The organism is Duganella radicis (assembly GCF_009720825.1).
Classification (GTDB): Bacteria; Pseudomonadota; Gammaproteobacteria; order Burkholderiales; family Burkholderiaceae_D; genus Rugamonas; species Rugamonas radicis.
On sequence record NZ_WNKY01000044.1, the window covers coordinates 30,290 to 52,568 of the forward strand.

15 protein-coding genes and 1 pseudogene are annotated in these 22,279 nt (G+C 64.7%); 1 reads left to right on the plus strand and 15 read right to left on the minus strand.

Annotated elements, in window-relative coordinates; translation table 11 throughout:
- Positions 1-99: 99 nt before the first annotated feature.
- The 4 genes from GM676_RS25740 to GM676_RS25755 all read right to left on the minus strand — a co-directional run bounded on the left by GM676_RS25740 (position 100) and on the right by GM676_RS25755 (position 7,584).
- The gene (locus GM676_RS25740; protein ID WP_155467059.1) at positions 100-2,508 is read right to left on the minus strand and encodes a TonB-dependent receptor; all 2,409 of its coding nucleotides are present in this window, start codon (positions 2,506-2,508) and stop codon (positions 100-102) included.
- Between the two features lie 207 nt (positions 2,509-2,715).
- On the minus strand, positions 2,716-3,762 hold the full coding sequence (locus GM676_RS25745; RefSeq protein ID WP_155467060.1) for a LacI family DNA-binding transcriptional regulator: 1,047 nt from the start codon (positions 3,760-3,762) through the stop codon (positions 2,716-2,718).
- Between the two features lie 39 nt (positions 3,763-3,801).
- The gene (locus GM676_RS25750; RefSeq protein WP_155467061.1) at positions 3,802-6,231 is read right to left on the minus strand and encodes a polysaccharide lyase 8 family protein; all 2,430 of its coding nucleotides are present in this window, start codon (positions 6,229-6,231) and stop codon (positions 3,802-3,804) included.
- A gap of 12 nt (positions 6,232-6,243) precedes the next feature.
- Positions 6,244-7,584 carry a glycoside hydrolase family 88/105 protein gene (locus GM676_RS25755; protein ID WP_170304362.1) on the minus strand — a complete coding sequence of 447 codons (1,341 nt, stop codon included), beginning with the start codon at positions 7,582-7,584 and terminating at the stop codon, positions 6,244-6,246.
- A gap of 149 nt (positions 7,585-7,733) precedes the next feature.
- Here GM676_RS25755 and GM676_RS25760 point away from each other — a divergent pair, with 149 nt between their 5' ends.
- Positions 7,734-8,876 (plus strand): glycoside hydrolase family 88 protein, encoded by a 1,143-nt coding sequence (locus tag GM676_RS25760; protein WP_155467063.1) that lies wholly within the window; start codon positions 7,734-7,736, stop codon positions 8,874-8,876.
- On the opposite strand, the gene GM676_RS25765 is transcribed toward GM676_RS25760, so the two are convergent.
- From GM676_RS25765 to GM676_RS31615, 11 genes and pseudogenes are all read right to left on the minus strand, one after another.
- The gene (locus tag GM676_RS25765) at positions 8,873-9,409 is read right to left on the minus strand and encodes an LOG family protein (RefSeq protein ID WP_371866374.1); all 537 of its coding nucleotides are present in this window, start codon (positions 9,407-9,409) and stop codon (positions 8,873-8,875) included. The genes GM676_RS25760 and GM676_RS25765 overlap by 4 nt on opposite strands.
- Positions 9,402-10,190, minus strand: a complete 789-nt coding sequence (locus GM676_RS25770; RefSeq protein WP_155467064.1) for a tetratricopeptide repeat protein — start codon at positions 10,188-10,190, stop codon at positions 9,402-9,404. The genes GM676_RS25765 and GM676_RS25770 overlap by 8 nt, the downstream gene beginning before the upstream one ends.
- A gap of 13 nt (positions 10,191-10,203) precedes the next feature.
- On the minus strand, positions 10,204-10,869 hold the full coding sequence (locus GM676_RS25775) for a TetR/AcrR family transcriptional regulator (protein ID WP_008446927.1): 666 nt from the start codon (positions 10,867-10,869) through the stop codon (positions 10,204-10,206).
- Between the two features lie 102 nt (positions 10,870-10,971).
- Positions 10,972-11,325, minus strand: coding sequence for a phasin family protein (locus GM676_RS25780; protein ID WP_155467065.1), 354 nt, complete (start codon positions 11,323-11,325; stop codon positions 10,972-10,974).
- A 64-nt stretch (positions 11,326-11,389) separates the two neighbouring features.
- A complete protein-coding gene (locus tag GM676_RS25785) occupies positions 11,390-12,151 on the minus strand; it encodes a substrate-binding periplasmic protein (RefSeq protein ID WP_229262866.1) in 762 nt (253 codons plus the stop codon).
- Positions 12,152-12,174: 23 nt separating this feature from the next.
- Positions 12,175-14,007, minus strand: a complete 1,833-nt coding sequence (locus GM676_RS25790; protein ID WP_229262867.1) for an alpha/beta hydrolase family protein — start codon at positions 14,005-14,007, stop codon at positions 12,175-12,177.
- A gap of 147 nt (positions 14,008-14,154) precedes the next feature.
- Complete coding sequence (locus GM676_RS25795) at positions 14,155-17,805, minus strand: EAL domain-containing protein (protein WP_371866375.1); 3,651 nt, start codon at positions 17,803-17,805, stop codon at positions 14,155-14,157.
- Positions 17,806-17,828: 23 nt separating this feature from the next.
- Positions 17,829-19,313 carry a PAS domain-containing sensor histidine kinase gene (locus GM676_RS25800; RefSeq protein WP_155467067.1) on the minus strand — a complete coding sequence of 495 codons (1,485 nt, stop codon included), beginning with the start codon at positions 19,311-19,313 and terminating at the stop codon, positions 17,829-17,831.
- 60 nt (positions 19,314-19,373) lie between these two features.
- Entirely contained in the window at positions 19,374-20,321 is a 948-nt protein-coding gene (locus GM676_RS25805; protein ID WP_155467068.1) for an esterase/lipase family protein, read from the minus strand.
- An 18-nt stretch (positions 20,322-20,339) separates the two neighbouring features.
- A complete protein-coding gene (locus tag GM676_RS25810) occupies positions 20,340-21,959 on the minus strand; it encodes a GMC family oxidoreductase (protein WP_155467069.1) in 1,620 nt (539 codons plus the stop codon).
- A pseudogene (locus GM676_RS31615) lies at positions 21,956-22,279 on the minus strand (hypothetical protein); the annotation flags it as partial. The pseudogene GM676_RS31615 and the gene GM676_RS25810, both read right to left, overlap by 4 nt.

Below are 22,279 nucleotides of genomic sequence, written 5' to 3' on the forward strand. Positions count from 1 at the left end.
CGCCCTGCCCGGACGCTTGCCGTTCCATCCCGCACCCTCGGTCTCCTTTATGTTTTCTGCCTCTACTATAAAGGAATCCCGGTGCGGGATGTAGCGATCTTAGAAGGTGAAGTCGGCACGTACGGCGAAGTAGCGCTGGTAGTCGCGCGCCGGCGTCCACTGCGTGGTGTTCACGACCACCACCGGATTAGGCGCTTTCGAACTCCAGGTGCCGTTGGCCCAGTTGTTGGCCAGGCCGGTGGCATAGGATTTATCGAACAGGTTGTTGATCAGGAAGGTGAACTTGTATTTGTCCTTCTTCTCCTTGATGCCCAGGCCCAGATTGAAGATGCCATACGCGCCCTGAATCGTCATCGGGTCCTGATTCAGATTGAACTGCGTACGGCTCTGGAAGCGATACGCGCCAGTGATAAAGCCGTTGTACGAGTTGTCGGTCGGGATATCGTACTGACCACCGAGGTTGAACTTGAACTTCGGCGCGTTCGGCAGCGTGGCGCCTTTCAGGTTGGCGACGCTGGTGTTGTTGTACTTCGCACTCACCGCGCAATTGCCGCCCGGCGTGGTGCCGGTGCCCGCCGCATTCAGCACGCTATAGCATGGGCCGTTTTCAAAATCGGTCACGATGGCGCGGGTGTAGGCAAAGGCGCCGTTCAGTTGCAGGCGGCTGTCGACGCGCCAGCCCATGTCCGCTTCGAAGCCGCTGGTGCGCAGGCCACCGATCGAATGCAGCGTGGTGCGGAATACACCGTCGCTGTCGTAGAAGCCGGCCGACTGCTGGAAGCCGGTGAAGTTGGTGCGGAAGGCGGCCAGGTCCAGCGTCATGCGGCCGTTGAGCAGGCCCAGTTTCAAACCGGCTTCGATGCTGTGCGCCGATTCGCCCGGAACCGGCTGGCTCTTGGCGATGGCGCCGGTGAAGCTCGACGTCAGGTCGTACGCCACGCCTTTGTGGCCGGTGGAATAAGTCGCATAACCCATGGCGTTCTGGTTGAAGCGATGTTCCAGACCGAGACGGCCGGTCTTGTCGTTATTGCTGTCGTCACCTTTCAGATACTCGGTCACGGTGCGCGAGGTGGCCGGCGGCGGCGTGTAGCGGGTGAAGGTGTAGCCTGTGTCTTCCTTGTTCAACCGCAGGCCGGCGATCACGCTGGTGGTTGGCGTGAGGTCATAGCTGGCCTGGCCGAAGGCGGCGTAGCTGGTGTTGTAGGCGGTGGCCGCGTAATCGGTCACATAGGTCGACACCGGCGCGCGGGTCAGTTCGCGCGCCAGCTTGTTATCGCCGTACCACAGGCCGGCCACGTATTTCAGCGGGCCTTTGTCCGGAGAAGTCAGGCGCAGTTCAAAGGTACGCGCCGTCACGTCGAACAAGCCATATTGATACAGGCCGCCATGCAGGCCGGTCACCGCGCCACTCACCGGCAGGTAGGCCAGAATGTCGCTATCGGTGGCGTCGCCGTCCTGATAGTCGTTCATGCGGTAGTTGGACCACGAGCTGATGGCGCTCAGGTTATAGCCGGACAGCGGGCCGTTTTCGTCAAAGGCGTAGTTCACCTTCAGGCCCGCCCCCTTGTCCCTGGCCTTGCCGCCGGCGCCGTAGTCGTTGCGCACGCTGACATTGCCCGGACCTGGGTTGATCCCGGCCAGCAGCGTCGATGCCGGCAGTTGCGCCACATTCTGGTAACGGCCGCCCGGCGTCATGCTGGAGAAAGGCTGGACGCAGCAGTTGACGGTGGATTCGCTGGCGCGCGGACTGAAGGTGATGTTCCACTGATCGTCCGGGCGCCATTCCAGTTTGCCGACAAAGTTGGTGCTGCGCGAGCCATTCAGGCGGTCGCCGTTGTACAGGTTCTTCACCACGCCGCCAAACGAGGACTTGTTGACCGCCACACGCATGCGCAGCGTGTCGCTCAAGGCGCCGGAGAGGGAGCCCATGGCGCGCCATTCACCGTCGCTGCTCATGTAGGTGGTGACCTTCTCTTTCCACTCATTGTCGATCGGCTTGGTGGTGATGTTGACCGCACCGGCGATGGAGCTCTTGCCGAGCAGCGTGGATTGCGGGCCTTTCAGCACCTCGACGCGGAACACGTCGGCCAGATCCTTGAAGGCGTTGGCCTGCATCGCGAACGGGATATCGTCGATCACCACCGCCACATCCGACTCCACGCCGATGCCCAGCGAGTAAGTACCGATGCCGCGCATGTTGATGCTGAAGTTGCCCGGCTGGGTGGAATATGTGACGGTCAGCGCCGGCGACAGGTTGGGCAGGTCGTTGATGTCACGGACGTTGTTACGCTGGAGAGTCGCGTCGCTGAGCACCGTGATGGCGGCCGGCACGTCCTGCAAATTCTGGGCGCGCTTGTTGGCGGTCACCACCACTTGCTCGATCTTGATGTCCTCCGGCTTGCTGTCCTGCGCCATGGCGCCGTGCGACAGACTGGCCAGCGCCAGGGCAACCGATGCTGCCAGGGGGCGAACGGCCAGGCTGGCCGGATGTTGATTATGCTTGCTCACTGCGACTCCTCCTCAATGGAATGTACACCTTGTATGCCTGTGTTACCAATCTCGCCGGCTTGTCATGTGAACGTTATCACACCGCATTAAAAAAAATCAGCCGGCAACGTCTCTGAAATGAAGATGAGTTAACGTTATCAGCCCACCTTTTCATTGACAAGCCTTTTTACATCAGTGGGGCAGAAATGCGACAGTTTGCGACTAAGCTTATGCCTTGCGCGTGCGGCGTTTGGTGATGCCGGCGATGGGCGCGGTCGATTCGCGCACCACCATCTCGGCCGGGAACTCGACGCGCTGGCGCGTGCCGGGCTGGCCCAGAATGCGGCGCATCAGTTCCTGCACCGCCGCTTGCGCCATCAGCGGCAGCGGGTGGCGCATGGTGGTCAGCTGCGGACGCACGATGCTGGCGGCGGTGACATCGTCGAAGCCGATCAGCGACAGATCGTCCGGCACTTGCAGATTGAGCGCGCGCGCGGCGTTCATGCAGCCGATCGCCATTTCATCGTTGGCGCAGAAGATGGCGGTGGGACGTTCGGCCAACGCCAGCAGGCGCTGCGCGGCTTCCTGACCGGATTGTTCGCTGTAGGTGCCCTGCTCGATCCACTGTTTATCGATATGCAGGCCGGCGTCGGCCATGGCCTGGCGGTAGCCGCGTTCACGCTCGGCGCTCTGGCCGGTCCAGTGGGTGCCTTTGATGAAGGCGATGCGCTGGTGGCCTTGCGCGATCAGGCCCGCCACCGCATCGCGCGCCGCGTTGAAGTTATCGCCCTGGACCACCGGCAACGTGGTATCGCGGCGGCAGAAGTTGACCAGCACGATCGGGCTCGCGCTCTTTTCCAGTTCGTGCAGGTATTCGTCGGTCATGCGCGGCAGGACGTAGATCAGGCCATCCCACAGGCCATGCAGCAACTGGCTGTGGCGGCGCTGCGTCTGTTCGTCCAACTGGCCGATGGAGTTGTAGATGAAGAGGTCCATCTCGTACTTGCGGACTTCCTCCGTCAGCGCGGAGACGAAGGCGTTCACCACCACCGAACTGAGGTCGTTGACCACCACGCCGATGACATTGGTGCGGCCGCCCTTCATCACGCGCGCCAGCGCGTTGGGCGCGTAGCCGAGCGCCTTGGCGGCTTCCTGGACTCTGGCTTTGGTGTCCTCCGATACATAGCCCTCGCCCGACATGGCGCGCGAGGCCGTCATCACCGACACCCCAGCCTTCTTCGCCACCTGCACCAACGTCACCGACTGCTTCTTCATGCTGTTATCCCGTATTTGATTACGGTGATAACGATACCGTCACTTGCCTCCGGGAGCAAGTGGCAGGGCGAACGTGGCGCTGTGGCCGCTGCCCGCCGCGCGCGCGGTATCGATGCGCAAACGTAGCCGCGGCGCGGTCGCCAGCACCGTCACACCGGGCGATGCCGACAGCAGCGCGCCAACCGGACGGGCGACCGTCAGTTCCACCGCCTGCTGCTTTTGCGTCGGATCGGCGGCAGAGATGCGCAACTGCCCGCCCGCCCACGCATCGGCGCCTGCTTCGGCCACGACAACCGCCAGCGGCCCGGTCGCGCTGACGTACGGCTGGCCGCCGCGTGGCGCGCTGCCCGCCTGCCACAGATTGGCCGCGTAAACCCTGGCGCGCGTATCCGTCACGGCGGCGGCACGGCCATCATTGGCCTCAATGCGCAGACCTGGATCACGCGCGGCTTGCGCGGTCGCCGCTTCGCTGGCGGCGGGCAACAGCATGTAAGCATAGCTGCGCGACGCCCCGTTCGGTATCGACAGCGTCTGGAACGATGCGCGAACCTCCTTGTCGCTCTGCTGGTCATTCAGCGCACGCCAGGCGCCACCGCGTTCCGCGCGCTCCGTGACGATGTCCGCACCTTGCGGGAAAACGTAGCCGACGCTGCTGCCAGCAAGCGCGTCGCGCAGATGGGCCCAGCGCGCCGTGGCCTTGCGGCCATTCTCCAGCGGCGCGCCGTCCACCACCAACCGCGCCCGCACATCACCAAGCTTGCGGTTCTCCACCACCGTCTCCACCGCGCCCTGGCCGTCGCTGATCTCCGCGCCCAGCGCCAGAATGCGGTCGCCCAGCAGGAACCACGACTTCTTGCCTTGCAGCGGCGAGCCGGTCACCTCGCGCAGGCTGAACGCCATGCCCAGCGCCGCATAGCTGCCTTGCGTGGCGCCGCCGACCCAGCTCTCGGTATTCGGATACATTTTCCACGCCACCGGACGGCCGCCATCGCTGCGGTCCGTGGTGGTGCCGGGCAGGCGCAGGCTGTCGACCGTGGCCCAGAACTCGCCGCCAAACTGTGTCTGGTCGGCGGTGTACAAGGACAGCATGCCCATGCCCGTCCACCACGCGCGCAGATTCTCGCCATTGCCCGACTCAAAGGACGACATGCGCGGCGACGCCATGTTCAGCACAGCCGCATAGCCCTGCCCGCGCAGGATGGCACGATCCATGGCCGCGTACAGACGCGCGCCTTGCGGCTCGGGCGCCGCGATGATGGCCGGATCGCCGGCAATCTTCTTCAACAAACCAAGTTCGTACAGCGACAAGCCAGACGTACCGACGCCGCTCGGCGCAGCCAGATAGCGCGCACCGAAACTGCGGTCACGCGCCATCTGCCCCTTGATCGTCGAGCGCAGCGCGGCCGCATCGGCCGGCGGCGCGGATTCCGCCAACACCGCCAGATACGCGATCATGCTGCGTCCCACCGAGTGTTCGGTTTGCGTCGGCGTAGCGATCTTGCGGCCGCGTACCGCGTCCGGCATGGCGCCGTCGATAAACCACGGCGCATAACTGTCGCGCGCCCACAGGAAGACATTGGTCAGATGCGGATCGGTGATCGGCCACGCGGAGCCGGACAACAGCCGCACCAGCCGCGAGAAATCGGCCAGCGCCACAGCGCCGTAGCTGCCGGTGTAAGGCACATAAGTGTGCTGCACAAAGGAACCGTCGCGATAGAAACCGTCGCCCTGCTCCGTCAACGCCAGCGCGGGACTGATGGCGTCGCGGCTCGCCGCCACGCGCTTTTCATCGCGCGCCAGCATGCCGCTGAGGATGCCGGCCAGCGCCTTGTCCAGCAGATTGGCGCCGGTTTCCGCTTCACCCAGGCTGCCATCGCCGCGCGTGCGATAACGCGGATCGGGCACATAGTAATTCACCACAGCCAGCGTGCGCGCACGCAGCGCGTCCGAGGTTTCCGCATGCATCAGGCTTAACACATCCAACACATACAGCGGCGTGCCGATTTGCCAGTCCCACCAATTGCCGATGGGCGGCTTGCCGGCGCGGTAGTGATGCTGTACCAGCCAGTCCAGCCCGGCCAGCGTGGCCTTGCCCAGCGCCGCATCGCGATACAGCGAAGATCCCGGCGTGGCATACGCCAGCGCCATCTGCCGCAAGCGCAAGGCATTGGCTGTGACGGCGGCGGAAGCCAGCAAGCCTTTGGGATCGCTGAAGCCGGCAGCGTCGTCCCACAAACGGTCCGTGTCCGGCGCGGCATGCATGCGCGCCAGCCAGCCTTGTACCGATTGTGCGCGCGCTTGCAACTGCGCCGTTACATCAGGGTCGCCGCGGTCCAGCGTGGATGCGCCGACCAGTTGCTCCTGCCAGCGCGCGCGCAGCGCATCGAATGCGTCGGCGGCGCCGGCGGGAGCGGCCAGCAGCACGCTGGCCACGGCGGCAGCCAGCAAGGACTTGCGTATCAGGCGCATGCTCGATTCTCCTTAGTGAACCGGCGGCGTGGCCGGCAGCGCCTTGCGCGGGAACAGCAGGAAGCGGCGCGTCTCGTTCGGTGCGAAGTCGGCGTGGAACCGCACGCCTTGGGCAGTGGCTTGCGATGGTAGCACGCGCGATGTCAGCGCATCCATCACCGCCACCTCGCCGCCTTCCGCGTCCACCACCTTCTCCAGATGATAGGAGGCGGCGCTGTTGACCGCCGTGACCACGCGCGGCGCACTAGCCTCCTCCAATCCCATGCGGTACATTTCGCTGCCCGCCATCAGGAACGCGCCCACCGCGAATACATCGGTCGACTCAGGATCGAAGTGTTTGGGATCGGCGCCGATAGGTTGCACGTGGGTCAGCTTGCCCTCGGCCGTGACACTGGCGGCCAGCGCCTGCCACGCGCGCTTGACGGCCGGCCCATATTTATCCTTCGGCAGCAGGCCCTGGTTCACGCCCCACACCAGGCCGTAGGTGTACAAGCCAGTGCCGCTGGTGTCCTTGGACGGATAGCTGGCCGGATCGAGCAGGCTGGCGCGCCATAAGCCATCCGGCTGCTGCAAGGCCAGCAGGCGCTCCGACATCTCGCGGTACTGCTGTACAAAGCGCGGATACGCGGGATGATTGGCCGGCACATACTGCATCATGCGCGCCAGGCCGCCCAGCACCCAGCCGTTGCCGCGTCCCCAGAATACCTTCCTGCCATTGGCTTCGCGCTGCTTGAAGTAACGGCTGTCGCGGTAATACAAGTGCTCCTGCTGGTCGTACAAATAGTCCGAGGTCTTCCACCAGCGCTCAATCGCGAATTCAAGATAGCGCGCATCGCCAGTCACGGATGTGAGGCGTGCCCACGCCGGTGGGCCCATGAACAATGAATCGCACCACGACCAGCGCATCAACACGCCAGGCTTCAGGAAATCCAGCGTGCCATCGCGCGGCTCCGCGATGATGCCATCGAACTGCACGCGCATCGGCGCGATCATGGCCGGGTCGCGCAGCTGCTGATACAGCTCGGCGTAAGTCTGGCCCACCGCCTGATCGTCCGCGTGATACAGGCTGGGACCAAGGCGCCAGCGGTTGCCGCGCCCCATGGCCAGCATGGCGTCGCGGTACACCGGATTGCCGGAGACGCCGGCCAGCGCCATGAAGCCGGCATCGCCCACCGCCTCGGTCCAGTCATCGGCGGGATAGCCGGTGGGATGCGCCAGCTGCCAGTTGGCGGCTTTCTCCATCACGGCCAGCACGGCGGCCGGTGCGGGTGCCGGCGCTTGCGCCGCCACGGCCGGCATCAGCAAGGAAAAACCGGCGCAGATGGCGGCCAGGATCGAAATCGTCGTTTTCAAAACCGTCTCCTTCATGAGTTGATAGGTTAACGATACCACACAATTTTTCAGATTGTGAAGCGTTTTTGGACGGATGGGCGGCAGGCGTGTTGCGCACAGGTCCGATTGCATGGTAACGTTAACTCCCATCGATCATAAATACGCTACCCATGACTGCTCGCGCCCTGAACTTGGCCCTGCACCAGCTGGAACACACCTTGAATACGCTCGGTCCCGCCGCCTTCCCCGGCGACACCAGCATCGGCCAGCACTATCGGCCACGCCAGCTGAATGGCGCTCCGCCGGGCGCCAACGTCGGCTGGACCACCGGGTTCTGGACCGGGCAGCTATGGCTGGCGCACGCCCTCACCGGTCAGCAGCACTGGCGCGCGGCGGCGGAACGGCAAACCGACAGTTTCATGGAGCGCGTGGAGCAAGGCGTGGACCTTGAACACCATGATCTGGGATTTCTCTATATGCTGAGTTGCGGCGCCGCCCATCATCTCACCGGCCAGCCGGGCGCGCACGCGGCCACCTTGCGCGCGGCACAGCGCCTGCTGTCACGCTTTCTGCCGGGCGCCGGCGTGATTCAGTCGTGGGGAACCATGGGCGATGCGGCGCAGCGCGGCCGCGTCATCATCGACGGCATCATGAATCTGCCGCTGCTGCACTGGGCCGCGCGCGCCAGCGGCGACCGGGCCTGCACCGAAGTGGCGCGCAGCCACCTGCAACGCACGCGCGAGCATCTGGTGCGGCCGAACGGCAGCACGTATCACACCTATCATTTCGACGCGGAGACCGGCGCGCCGCTACGGCCCTCCACCCATCAAGGGCTGGCCGACGACTCATGCTGGGCGCGCGGGCAAGCCTGGGGCGTGTATGGCTTCGCGCTCAATCATCGCCATGTGCCGGACATGCACCTGCTGACGGACGCCATGCGGCTGGCCGACCACTTCCTGGCCCACCTGCCGCCGGACCGCATCGCCTTGTGGGACCTGAGCCTGGCGCACGATAGCGGCGAGCCGCGCGACAGTTCGGCCGTCGCCATCGCCGTCTGCGGCTTGCTGGAGATCGCGGCGCAGTTGCCGCAAGGCGCGCAGCGCCAGCACTATCACGCGCAGGCGCTGGATCTGCTGGAAGCCTTAAGCCAGCAGTGCGCCGGCGAATATCCGGCCAGCGGCGGCCTGCTGCGCCATGGCGTGTATCACCGCGCCGCCAATCTGGGCGTGGATGAAGCCATGCTGTGGGGGGACTACTACTATCTGGAGGCGCTGGCCCGCGTGGCGGGCCACTGGACGCCGGCGCAGCTTTAAGCCATGCGGCGCAGCAGCGCCTCGCCGTCGCTTTCCACCATCATCAGCGCCGCGTGCTGCGGACGCACCAGTTCCTGCTCGGTGGCGTGGCGCACAAAGCTCACCAGGCCATCGTAATAACCGTCGACGTTCAACAGGCCTATCGGCTTGGAATGGATGCCCAGTTGCGCCCAGGTCAGCATCTCGAACAATTCTTCCAGCGTACCGAGGCCGCCCGGCATGGCGATGAAACCATCCGCCAGTTGCGCCATCATGGCTTTGCGCTCGTGCATATCCTTGACGATGAACTGGCGCGTCAGGCCGGTGTGCCCTACTTCGCGCTCGACCAGCGCGGTCGGAATCACGCCGGTGACTTCGCCGCCGAGACGCAGCACTTCATCGGCGATCACGCCCATCAAACCAACCTTGCCGCCGCCGTAGACCAGCGACAGATTGCGATCCACCAGCGCCCGCGCCAGCGCGCGTGCTTCTTCCGCAAAGCGTGGGGATGCGCCCGGATTGGCGCCGCAGTACACACAAATCGACTTAACCACCTGATTTTTCCTCTTCCAGTTCTTTTTGCGCCGCCGCCTGGTCCAGCCGCTCGGTGGCGTCGCGCACGTTACAGCAGGCGGCCTGCCGGTACAACTCGATGGCTTGCGCCACCTTGGCCTTCTTGTCCAGCATCTGCAAGGCGCGCGCGTACTGGATGCGGACGATGGCCGAATCGGGATTCAGCCTGAGCGCCTCCTCGAACTGGCGGTAGGCTTCTTCCTTCTTTACGCCGTAGGTCAGGCCGGCCAGCACCGCGCCCACCTTGTCCAGAATCTCGGCGTGATACACCCCCATGGCCGTATGCGCGTCAGCGCGCTGCGGCGCCAGCTTGATCGCCATATCGAGACTGCGTTTCACCTTGGCGCCCAAGCCTTGCGCCAGCGCCTTCACCACCGAAATCCCTTGCGAATACTGGCCCAGCGCATAAGCATGCCAGTAGTAGCCGGCCGGATTATCCGGCTGCTCCAGTTGCTGCCGCTCGCAGCGCTCGGCCACGCATTCAAACGTGGCCAGGCGCTTCTTGTCATTCGGCTCCAGATAATTGGTGTGCATGCAGATGGCCTTGTGCGCCACCGCGTAACCGTTCACGCCCACGTCCAGCCCCAGTCGCGCGGCCCGCTCAAATTCGCCGGCATGGAAGGCGATCCAGGCCTGCACCAGCGCAGGATGGGTGGGGAAAGCCTCACGGTCGCCCGCATGCAGTTGCGGCCATGCCGCTTGCAGGCTCTCCGGCGTGTAGCGATAAGCTGGATCGGGATACGGGAAAGGGGTCCACGCCATGAGGCCTCCGGTTCTACTTCAACTTCTTCAGGTATTCTTCGGACAGTTTCTGGAACAGCAGGCTGGTTTCATTGCGCAGATAAGGACCGATCTGCGACAGCACCTGATAACAGCCGCGCGCCAGCGCATCGGCCATCGACTGCTGCTCGCTGTACTTGCGCGGATTGCGCACGTATTCGTAGGACAGCCAATAGGTCGCCACCACCACCATGTTGGTGGCCATGGCGTCGATGGCGGTGTCGGAGGCTTCCAGCGACTTCTCGCTGCGCAGGTCTTCGCACAGCTGCTTGGCGACCTTGATCTTGTGCGCGAGGATCTGCTTGAAGTGCAGTTCCAGCTTGCGGTTGCGCGACAGCAGATCGTTCAGATCGCGGTAGAAGAAGCGATAGCGCCAGATCAGTTCAAACATCAGGTGCAGGTACAGCCACACGTCCTCGATGTTGGAGCGGCGGCCGTTCGGCACGGTCAGGATGCGCTCGATCTCGGCCTCGAACTGGACGAAGATCGAGTTGACGATATCGTCCTTGTTACGGAAATGGTAGTACAGATTCCCCGGCGAGATATTCATCTCTTCGGCGATCACCGTGGTGGTGATATTGGGCTCGCCGAACTCATTAAACAAGCGCAAAGACAGCTCTAATATGCGTTCGCGGGTACGGCGGGGGGCTTTTTGTAGCATAGCAAGGAGACCTCTGTTTATTCTCGTGCAAGCATAACACCGATGCTCATCACAGAGGAACACCCACGCATGCTTTTACGCGCACTTAGCGCGGAGATGCCGTTATTTAGCCTTTTTCGCGGCCGGCTTTTTGGCGGGGGACTTCTTGGCGGCGGGCTGCTTCGCGGCCTCCTTGGGCGCTGCCTTTTTGGCAACCGCCTTGCCGGACAACGCGGCCACCTGCTTGGTCAGCACGTCGATGCGCTGGTTCAGGGCATCGATCTCCTGCCGGGTCGGCACGCCGATGGAGCTGAGGGCGCGCAGCACGCGCTCCTCGAACAGCTGCATGGAAAAGAACTTGCCCTCATCTTCCTGCGCCTTGGCGAAAGCGGCCAGGCCGGCCTGCCAGATCTCTTGCGACGACATGCGCACCGCATCCAGTTGCTGGTCGTCGTTCTTCTTCAACTTCTTAGCCATTTCCATCCCATGAGTGCTGTTTGCCGATATTTTATTCTAGCCGAGCCGTTCTAGAGAATGGTTACTAATGCGGCAAGAGCACATCGGCCGGCATCTGGTGCGGCTGCATCCACTTGCGGTGCAGCCTGACGAAACTGCCGTCGCGCTTCATGTCGCGCAACGCGCTGTCCCAGGCCTGGATGATGGCGGCCGGCGTGCCACGGGAAAAAGCAAAACTCACCTCCACCTGGTCCAGCCGGAACGCCACCTCCACCTCGGTGGGCGGATAGCCGGCGCGGCGCAGCGCATCGACATACAGCTCCTCGCCATCGAACCAAAGGTCGAAGCGATGGTTCATCAGCATCTTGGCCGCGGTTTCGGAGGTATTGGTTTCGTCCAGCACCTTGTAGCCCCGCGCGCGCGGCAGGCTGACGAAAATGCTGCCGCGGCGGGCGCCGGCGCGCAGCTGGCGCGGATCGACGTTTTGCCGCTGCCATTCGGCCGCCTGGCCCTTGAGCGCGAACGCCGTCACGCGGGTGCTAAAAATAGGGCCGACAAACTCCATGTTGCGGGCGCGCTCGGTGGTGCGCACGATGGACAGCAGCATCACGCCGGGGCCGGCTACCGCCAGCGTGTTGGCGCGCGCCCAGGGAACGATCTCGATCGGATCGTGCTGCCCCAGCCGCTCCTGAATGGCGCGGGCCAGCTCAACGGCAAAGCCATCGGGCCGCGGGCCGTTCTGGAAACTGACCGGCTTGCTCTCCATGCCGTAGATTTTCAACGGCGCAGCGTGCACCGCGCCGGCCAGCAGCAAGCTCAAGGCGCACACGAGACGGATCAGGTTCATGCGCCCGATATTACCTCAAGTATTTACTTGGACGTAGCGTCGACTTCCTTTTTGCCGAGATGTTTGTCGAGGAAGGCCAGCATGGTTTGGAAGTACTTTTTTTCATTGACGATATAGCGCAGGCCGTGACCTTCATTTTCAAAAGCCAGCCACTCCACGTGTTTGCCCGCTGCCTCCAGCGCCTTTTTCATCTTCTCACCATGCGCAATCGGCACACGCCGGCCGTCCTCGCCGTGCATCAGCAACACCGGCGCCATAATGCGGCTGGCTTGCTTGAGTGGCGATACTTGATCAAATTTTTCCGGATTGGTCCGCGCGTCACCGACCCGCGTGAGCCGCAATTCGCGCGTGACCTTGTCACCGGCGGCATCCGAACGATCGTTGAGCATGTATCCGATGTCGACCACACCGGCGAAGCTGACGCCACACTGGTACAGTTCCGGTGTCTTCACCAGCCCCCACAAGGCGGCATAGCCGCCATAGCTGGCGCCAACAATGCAGATGCGCTTGGGGTCTGCGATGCCTTGGCGGATCAACTCCCGCACGCCGGCCGTGATATCGTCCTGCATCGCCAATCCCCACTGCCCAAAGCCAGCCTCCTCAAAGCGCTTGCCGAACCCGCTGGAGCCGCGAAACTGTGGCTGAAACACTGCATAGCCATGCCCCGCAAGAATCTGCACCTCCGGATTCCATTGCCAATAGTCACGTACCCTCGGGCCGCCATGAATCAGTACCACCAACGGCGTGCCAAGCGCGCCGCTGGCTGGGCGCGTCAGGAAGGCCGGCACTTTGGTACCGTCATCGGCAGCATACTGCATGATTTCCATCGGCCGCATGTCAGCCCCCGCGGCGGACTTGACACGCGACGCCAGTCGACGTATCTGCCCCTTGGCCATATCCAGCAGATGCCAGGCACCAGGCTCGACGTCACTGTACGAGTACACCAGCACTTTGCCGCGCGGATCGCCGCTCAGGATGTTGATGCGATCGGGCAGCACCTGGTTTACCGAGTCCTGCACGCCTGCCCACACTGGATCCAACCAGACGTGCTCGGTACGCATGCCGCGCGTACTGACGCGCTCAAACGCCGATTGGTCGAGACCGGAGACACTCAGGATATCCTGTGTGGGGTGGCCGGCCATCATCTCGCCGATCTGACGGCGCTCGGTGTCGTAACTGAAGACAGCATAGGTGTCGCGGCCTATACGCGACGAGATCGCTAGTGTATGGGGCTCGTCCGGCACAAACATCGGCACCCAGTAATCGTCCCCAATGCCGAACTGCGTAAGTTTCTGCCATTCAGCGTCGCCTGAGGGACGATACCAATTGCTGACCGTGGAGACGTCCCGCCAGAACGCCGAGTTGACCAGCGAGACAGCACGCAATTCGCCGCCGCGGTCAAACGCCCAACTGATCACTTTCCCCTTGGGGTAGCTGATCGTCTTCCGTTCACCGGTACGCGCATTGACCTTGGCGATTTCACCGTCTTCCAAATCGGTGTACACCAACAACCACGGTGAATCAGGCTTGTCCCGCTCCGCCCGGCCAATCACCTCCTCCCCCAGGTCTGCCACCTTCTTGCCGTTGAGGTTAATTGATTCGGCTTCGACGCCATAATCAACCGCAAGCAAATCATTGCCTGCCCAAGTGACTTCGCGCGGAGCCTTGATAAAGCGCCAAAATCCTTCGGTAACATGTTGGCTGGATGACAGCACCTTGCTTTCTTCCGTGGCCGTATCGTAAAGCTGCAATTCGTGAACATAGCCATTGAAAAACACAATGGCGACGTGCTTGCCATCCGGCGATAAGCTGACGCTTTTCGCGCCCGACGGCTGAATCGCCTGCTCAATGGTCAAGGGCGCAGCTGGCGCAACAAGAGAAATGACAGCCAACGCCATCGCGCTGGCACAACGAAGAAACCGCATAGCCACAAAAGAATAGTTTACTCAGGGAAATTATAAACTTTACACTCTTCTTTTGTCACCCATGCAAAATGCCGCGCCTCAGCCGGGGACCTTGGCGCTTTCGCGCGCGGCGGCCGGGCCGCCGTGCAGCTGGGCCTGGAGGCGGAAGCCTTCGCGGATGTTTTCCCGCAGGACCGCGCCCTTCCACGGCTTGGTGTAGAAGCGGTCGATGGCGCCGTGGTTGATGGCGGCCATGATCGGCGTCAGGTCGGCATAGGCCGACAGCATGATGCGGAAGGTGTCCGGGCACAGGTTTTTCACCCGCTCCATGAACTCGGTCCCGCTCATCAGCGGCATGCACTGGTCGCACAGGATCACCTGCACCCGGTGCCGCGCCAGGATGTCGAAGCCTTCGGCCGCGGTCTGCGCGGTCAGGATGCGGTAGCCGTCCTGCGACAGGAAGTCGGTCAGCACATCCAGCATGAAGGCGTCGTCGTCGACGATCAGCAAGGTCTGCTGATCGGCCACCGCTTCGTGCACCGGCGCCTGCATGCGGCGCCCTTCGCGCAGCATGGCCTCGAAGTCCTGCTCCGGCAGCGGACGGCTGAAATAGTAGCCCTGCATCTCGTCGCAGCCATGGCGCCGCAGGTAGGACAGCTGCGCGTCTTTTTCCACGCCTTCGGCGATCACGTTCAGCTTGAGGCTGTGCGCCATGTTGATGATGGCCAGCACGATCGCGGCATCGTCCGGATTGCTGGTCACCTCGCGCACAAAGGCGATGTCGATTTTCAGCTTGTCGATCGGGAAGCGCTTCAGATACGCCAGCGAGGAATAGCCGGTGCCGAAGTCGTCGATCGAGATCTGAATCCCCAGCGCCTTCAGGTTTTGCAGCACGCTGATGGTTTCTTCCGCGTTCGACATCAGCGAGCTTTCGGTCAGTTCCAGCTCCAGCAATTCCGGCGCGATGCCGTGCTCGCGGATCGCCTTGAGCACCTCCTCCTCCAGCCCGCCCACAAAGAACTGGATGCCCGAGACGTTGACCGACAAATGCACGTCGCCGGCGTTGGTCTTGTGCCAGTGGGCGATCTTGCGGCAGGCTTCGTGGATCACCCAGGTGCCGACCCGCACGATCAGCCCGGTCTCCTCCAGCAGTGGAATGAACAACGCCGGCGACACCATGCCGTGCCCCGGCCGCTGCCAGCGGATCAGCGCCTCGGCGCCGCTGATGCGGCCGCTGTCGATGTGCACCTTGGGCTGGAAGTGCAGCACGAATTCCTCGTTCTCGATGGCGCGCCGCAGGGCGTTTTCCAGGTCCAGCCGCGCCAACGATTGCGCGTTCATCTCGGCGGTGAAGAAGCGGAAGGCGTCGCGCCCGGCCTCCTTGGCGCGGTACATGGCGGTGTCGGCGTACTGGATCAGGGTGTCGGGCTCGGCGCCGTCGTCCGGATAGACGGCGATGCCGATGCTGGCCGTCACCGTCACCTCGTGGCCCTTCAGGTCGAACGGCCGGCGCAGCGCGTCGCGGATTTTATCGACCACCGCGATCGCGTTCTGGGCGCCGTCCGGCAGCATCAGGATGGCGGCAAACTCGTCGCCGCCAAAGCGCCCGATGGTGTCGCGCACGCGCAGGCAATCGACCAGGCGCGAGGAGAACTGGCGCAGCAGCTCGTCGCCGATGGTGTGGCCCAGCGTGTCGTTGACGTTCTTGAAGCGGTCGACGTCGAGGAACAGCACCGCCAGCGACCACTTGTGTTCCTCCGCCTGGCGCAGCGAGTGCGCCAGCGAATCGTAGAACTGGCTGCGGTTGGGCAGCCCGGTCAGGGTATCGAAGTGGGCCAGCTTGAGCAGGCGCTGCTCGGCCTCCTTGCGCTCGGTGATGTCGCGCGCCACCGCCACCAGGATCCAGCTGGCGCCGGAGCGCAGGGTGCGGCGCTGCACCTCCACCGCCAGCGCCGAGCCATCCTTGCATTGCAGCAGCAACTCGGCCATGGCGCCGCTCTGGTCGCCGGCCAGCAGCTTGTCGTACAGTTCCTCCAGCTTGTGCAGGTCGCCCTCCAGCGAGCGGTTGGGGCCGACCTTGAGGAAGTCGTCGCGCTCGAAGCCCAGCATGCGGCAGGCGGTGACGTTGACGTCGACAAAGCACATGCCGGCGCGGTCGACCAGGAAGATGGCGTCGGCGGTGGCGTCCATCGCCAGGCGGAAGCGGCGCAGGTCTTCGTCCAGGCGGATGCGGGCGTTCATGTCCAGCGTCAGCTGGGCGTGGTGGCGCTTGATTTCCTCGTACAGCAGCAGGTTTTCAAACGCCACCGCCACTTGCGCCGCCACCGTGCCGGCCACGCGCTCGTCCACCTCGGAGAAGCCGTCCGCGCCCAGCTTGTCGACCAGATACAGCCAGCCATGGGTGCGCTCGCGCGAGATGATGGGCACGCCAAGGAAGGAATGCACCGGCGGATGGGTCGGCGGCAGGCCGATGCCGGCCGGGTCGCCATTCAGGTCGTTGATGCGGCACGGCAGGCGCTGGTCCAGCAGGCCGCGCAGCACGCCGGCGCGCGGGGTTTGCGCGATCTGCCGCACCGGCATGCCGGCGCCGCAGCTGGCGAAGTAGCTCAGCTCGGTCGCGCCCGGTTCCAGCACGCCGATGCAGGCGTACTTGGAGACGCAGATATTCTGCGCCACGCGGCAGCCGATCTCCACCAGCGCGGCCGGGTCGCGCTCGGCGCCCAGTTCGATGCCCAGCTCGATCAGCGCGGTCAGGCGCAGGCTCACCGCCTGCAAGCTCGACAGCGAATGCGACAGCCGCTGCGTCATGCGCGACAGGTTTTCCGACTGCGCCTCCTCGGTGTCGCCGGCCAGCTGGGTGATCAGCTGGCTGCTCGACTCCAGCTCGTCGAGATACTCGGCCACCTGGTGGTCGATGTCATGGAAGCGCCCCTCCTGCGGCGGTTCCGGCGCGAAGGCCGGCAAGCCCTCGGCCAGCGGCGGACTCTCGGCCAGGCCCAGCGCCTCCTGCACCGTGGCCAGGATCACCTCCGGATCGGACGGCTTGGGCAGCACCCAGCGCACGCCGCACGACTGCGCCACCGCCATGGCCTCGCGCTCGCGGTAGGTGGCGGTGTAGAAGATCACCGGCACGTCGGCCGTCTCCTCATGCTCGTGCATGCGGGTGACGAATTCGTAGCCGTCCATATTCGGCATCAGGATGTCGGAAATCACCAGATCGGGTTTTTCCGCCAGCACCATTTTCAAGCCCTCGGCGCCGTTGGACGCTTCCAGCAGGCGATGGCCGCCGTAGCTCAGCAGCGTCATCAGGAATTCACGGTTCAGCACGTGATCGTCCACGATCAGGATCGTGGCCATGTCGTTCTTACCCGGGGACGACACTGCCCCCTGTAAAAAAGACTCGATTTGGGTGACAAAGGTGTCGGGCTCGATGGGCTTGCCGATATAGCCGTCGAACCCGGCCTCCAGCAGTTTCTCGCGGTCGCCCACCATGGCCAGCGCCGTCACCGCCAGCGCCGGGATGTGGCGCACGGCGGGATCGGCCTTGAGCGCGGCCACCACACCATAGCCGTCCAGCTTGGGCAGGTGCACATCGCAGATGATCAGGTCCGGCAGCTCGCGTTGGGCGGCCGCCACGCCGGCCTCGCCATCGCTGGCCGACAGCGGCGAGTAGCCGAACGCGCGCAGCAGGTACACCATCAATTCCATGTTGGTGGCGTTGTCTTCGATAATCAGGATCCGTGCCGACACGCGTGCCCTCCCTTTCTTTATCGTTATTCTTCCAGAGGCAGAGCCAGCGTGAACACGCTGCCCACGCCGTACTCGCTATCAAATAAAATCTCGCCGTGCAGCAGCGACGCCAGCTTGCGGCTCAGGTGCAGGCCCAGGCCGGTGCCCTCGAATTGCCGCAGCGCCGTCGCGTCCAGCTGCGAAAAGGCCTGGAACAGGCCGTCGCGCTGCTCGGCGCCGATGCCGATGCCGGTATCGCTGACGCTGATGGTGGCGCACGGCCGCGCCCCCACCACCGCCCGCGCCAGCCGCACCAGCACGGTGCCGTGGTTGGTGAACTTGATCGCGTTATGGACCAGGTTCATCAGGATCTGCTGCACCGCGCGGCGGTCGCTCGACACCGTCAGGTCGGGCGCCACCGGTTCGAACTCCAGCGCCAGGCCCTTGCTGCGCGCCTGCGGCTTGAACGAGGTCAGCACTTCATCGATCACCGCGCGGCAGGTCAGCGGCGCCATCTCCAGTTCCAGCTTGCCGGATTCGATGCTGGTCAAATCCAGCAAATCGTTGATCAGCGACAGCAGATGGCGCGCGCTGCTCTGGACCATGCGCAACTGTTTATTCTGCTCGTCATTAATGGGTCCAGGCAACTTCATCAACATAGTACCTGTAAAACCGATGATCGCGTTCAACGGCGTGCGTAATTCATGCGACATGCCGGCCAGGAAGCGGTCCTTGGCGGCGACCGCCTTGGCCAGCTCGACATTTTTCTCCTGTAGCGTCAGTTCAAACTGCTTGCGCTCGCTGATATCGCGGATGGCGCTCATCACCAGCGTGCCCTCCTCCGTCGCGATCGGGCTCAGGCTGATCTCGACCGGAAATTCCGTGCCATCGCTGCGCAGGCCGTACAGATCGCGGCCGCCGCCCATGGGCCGCACCTGCGGCTGCGCGGCATAACCGGCGCGGTGCGCCAGGTGCGCGCCGCGCAAGCGCGGCGGCATCAGCAGTTCCAGCGCCACCCCGCGCAGGCTGCCGCGGGCATAGCCGAACAAGCGCTCGGCCTGACAATTGGCCAGCACGATGCGGCCGGCGGCGTTGGCCAGGATGATGGCGTCCGGCATGGATTCCAGGATGCCGTTGTAACGCGCCTCCACCAGCTTGGCGTCGCGCAGCACCTTGAGCGCGGTGACGTCTTTTTTGCTCCACAGGATGTAGTCGGGCTGGCCGTCCCGGCCGCGCACCAGCTTGCTGGAACTGTCGATGTAGACCAGCGTGCCATCCTTGGCGCGGCGCATCGATTCGTAGCTGGCCACGCCCTCGTCCATGGTGCGCCGCAGGACGCCGGCGCCATCGCCGCCCGCGGTCGGCGGCGCGATCAATTCATCCAGGCGGCGGCCCACGGCCTCCTCGCTGGCGTAGCCAAACACCGCCTGCGCGCCATTGGTCCAGCAGACGACGACACCATCCGTGGTGGTCAACACCACGGCATCCGGGCTCTCATTCAGGATCAGGGTGCCGAAATCGCTGGTCATCGCCTCGCCTTTTTGCTACGCGCACAGGACTAACCATACAGCAAGGCGGCACGCGAATCCTCACACAAAATCACACTGCGCCGCCGCTGCGATCTCGCGCAGGGTGCAACGCATGACCTCCGGATGCCTGCCCAGCGCCACGTGGCCTATGGCGCCGAACACCAGATTGCGGGCGCCGGGCAGGTCGCTGGAATCTTGCGGCGCAATGATGTTGTCATGGACAGAGTAGATGGAGCTGATCAGGGTGCGTTGCGTATTTGCCTCAGATGCCGCCAGCGAGGCCAGCCACGCGCTGTCGCGCCGCATCTGCGCGGCGTTGCTGCCCGGCCCCAGGTGCGCCAGCGCGGTGCCGTGATGCGGCGTGCCGAGCGTGATCACGCGCGCGATGTCGGCATCGCCGTGCCGGCGCAGATAGGCACGCGCCACCAGCCCGCCCATGCTGTGCGCCAGGAGGATGACTTGGGCGCTGCCGGTCTCGCGCCGCAGGCGCTCCACCGCCGCCCGCACCTGCGGCACAAAGTCGTCGATCGGGGCGCCCGGCGGTTCGAGATCGATGCCGTAATGGCTGATGCGCGCCTGTTTCAGCAGCTTGCTCATCGGTAGCCAGTAGCCGCTGTTGCAGGCGTAGCCGTGGATCAGCAGCACCGGCATGCCTTGCGCGCCGGGCACCAGTTGCATGCCGACCGGGCGCAGCATGTAGTAGGACGAGGTCAGCATCGAGGAATGGAACTCGTGCCAGAACAGGCCGGCCGCGCTGAGCGGATTGAGCGCGTGAGCGGGCGGCGTGATGCTGCCGGCGCGCCAGCTCAGGTAGAAGTTGTTGGCCGAGATCAGCAGGCGCACCAGCAACAGCGCCAGCAGCCCGCAAGCGGCATAAAACGCCGCCGTGGCCGGCGGGCTGAGCGTGGCTTCCCACGCCGGCCGCCACCAGTAATAAAGTCCGGTCGCCAGCAGGCCGACGAGCACGGCCTGCAGCACCAGCAGCAGTATCAGCAGTCGCTTGATCATGACCGCATGATACCGCGTTTATGCCGGCGTGGGCCGGGCCGCCGGCCGCCCCGTCAACTCCTGCGCCAGCGCGCTGGCCAGGCGCGCCACCATGGCGTAGATCGACAGTTGCGGATTGGCGCCGATCGCGGTCGGGAACAGCGAGCCGTCGTGCACCGAGAGATTGGCCAGGCCGTGATAGCGGCCGTTGGCGCCGGTCACCCCCAGCCGCGCGTCGTCCGCCATGCCGCAGCCGCCCATCACATGGGCCGACACCACCCGCGTTTGCAGCAGCTTGAACGGCAGCGCCTGGATGGCGGCCCGGGCCTCGGCCCAGCTGCGGTAGGCGCGCGCCCGTTCATGCGTGGGCGTGACGGTCCGGGCGCCGGCGGCAAACTGGATCTCGGCCATGCTCAGCAGCGCGCGCCGCGCGCCATCCCAGAGGAAATCGCTGAACGGGTAGTCCAGCACCGGCGCGCCATCCACCAGGCCGACGCTGCCGCCCGGCGCGTCCGGGTGGAAGCCGTCGCGCAGCAACGCCAGCAGCACCTGCACATGCGGGAACTGCCGCATCAGCGCCGCGTGCTCGGCGCCAAAGCCGGCCAGGGTGACCGCCGCCAGCAGCGGATGCAGCGGCGGCGCCTCCAGCTTGTAGCCGATCGGGCCGTCGATGCGCTCGGTGTGCAGGAAGTGGTCCGAGTACACGGTCTGCGGCGCGCCGGCGTAGCCCTCGACGCGCTGCGCGAACACCGCCGCCGACACCAGCGACGGATGCAGGAAAGTACGCTTGCCCAGCAAGCCATGCGGATCGGGCGCCATCGAGCGCAGCAGCAAGCCGGGCGTGTTGATGGCGCCGCCCGACAACACGAAGTGGCTGGCGCGCAGCGTCAGGCGGCGGCCGGTCGGGCTGAGGCCGTCCGCGGCCAGGGCCACGCAGTCCAGCCCGGTGACGCGCTCGCCGCGCAGCACCAACCGCTCCGCCCGCACCCGCGTCAGCAGGGTGGCGCCGTGCCGCAAGGCCGAGGGGATGGTGGTGACCAGCATCGACTGCTTGGCGTTGGTCGGGCAACCCATGCCGCAGTAGCCGAGATTCCAGCAGCCGTTGACATTGCGCCGTATCAGCCCGGTCTCGATATGGAGCTTGCTGGCGCCGAGGCGCAGCACATCGTTGTTCTGGTTGGGCGGCACCGGCCAGTCGATGATGTTGAGACGCTCCTCCATCAGGCCGAACCACGGCGCCAGCGCTTCCGGCGTGTACTCCCCGAGGCCGAAATGCCGGTTCCAGTAATGCAGCGTGCTGTCCGGCGTGCGGAAGCTGCTGGTCCAGTTGACGGTGGTGCCGCCGCCCACCGCGCGGCCTTGCAGGATGGTCACGCCCTGGTCCCGGGTCTTGCGCGCGGCCGACTCCTGGTACAGCGACGGGTAGGCCTCGGCCTCGCGCATCCTGAAGTCGCTGGACGACTTGAGCGGGCCTTCCTCCACGATGATGACCTTGAGGCCGGACAGCGCCAGGATCTCGGCCGTGACGCCGCCGCCGGCGCCGCTGCCGACAATCACCACGTCCGCCTCCAGCGTCCGGTCGGCTGGCAGCAGCGCGCCGTCGGTGACTTGCCAGCCGGCCGCCAGCCCGGCCCGGATCGGATCGGCAACCGCGCTCATGCCGCCAGCTCCCCGAGCGGGCCCGGATAGCCGATTGCCTCCCAGCTGGATGGATCGGCGTACCAGGCGCCCAGGATCAGGCCGTGCAAGCCGTGGTAGGCGACTTGCAGGGTCTGGAGGCTATGCGTGCGCCAGCTTTGCAGGAAGGCCGCCACCTGGCGTGGATCGGCCTGCTCCCAGCCGCCGCCGACACCGGTCAGCAGGCGCCGCGCCGGGCCCAGCGACAGCAGCCCGAACAGATCCTGCACCTGCTGTTGCGTGGCCAGCGGCAGCGCCCGCACGGCGGCCCGCACCCGCTCGCCGGCGGCGGCCAGGGCGGC

Bases quoted from the DNA above. Each gene is read 5' to 3' on its own strand.
- GM676_RS25745 (WP_155467060.1), bottom strand. From the start codon at position 3,762: ATGAAGAAGCAGTCGGTGACGTTGGTGCAGGTGGCGAAGAAGGCTGGG.
- GM676_RS25750 (WP_155467061.1), bottom strand. From the start codon at position 6,231: ATGCGCCTGATACGCAAGTCCTTGCTGGCTGCCGCCGTGGCCAGCGTG.
- GM676_RS25760 (WP_155467063.1), top strand. From the start codon at position 7,734: ATGACTGCTCGCGCCCTGAACTTGGCCCTGCACCAGCTGGAACACACC.
- GM676_RS25770 (WP_155467064.1), bottom strand. From the start codon at position 10,190: ATGGCGTGGACCCCTTTCCCGTATCCCGATCCAGCTTATCGCTACACG.
- GM676_RS25775 (WP_008446927.1), bottom strand. From the start codon at position 10,869: ATGCTACAAAAAGCCCCCCGCCGTACCCGCGAACGCATATTAGAGCTG.
- GM676_RS25780 (WP_155467065.1), bottom strand. From the start codon at position 11,325: ATGGCTAAGAAGTTGAAGAAGAACGACGACCAGCAACTGGATGCGGTG.
- GM676_RS25785 (WP_229262866.1), bottom strand. From the start codon at position 12,151: ATGAACCTGATCCGTCTCGTGTGCGCCTTGAGCTTGCTGCTGGCCGGC.
- GM676_RS25800 (WP_155467067.1), bottom strand. From the start codon at position 19,313: ATGACCAGCGATTTCGGCACCCTGATCCTGAATGAGAGCCCGGATGCC.
- GM676_RS25805 (WP_155467068.1), bottom strand. From the start codon at position 20,321: ATGATCAAGCGACTGCTGATACTGCTGCTGGTGCTGCAGGCCGTGCTC.
- GM676_RS25810 (WP_155467069.1), bottom strand. From the start codon at position 21,959: ATGAGCGCGGTTGCCGATCCGATCCGGGCCGGGCTGGCGGCCGGCTGG.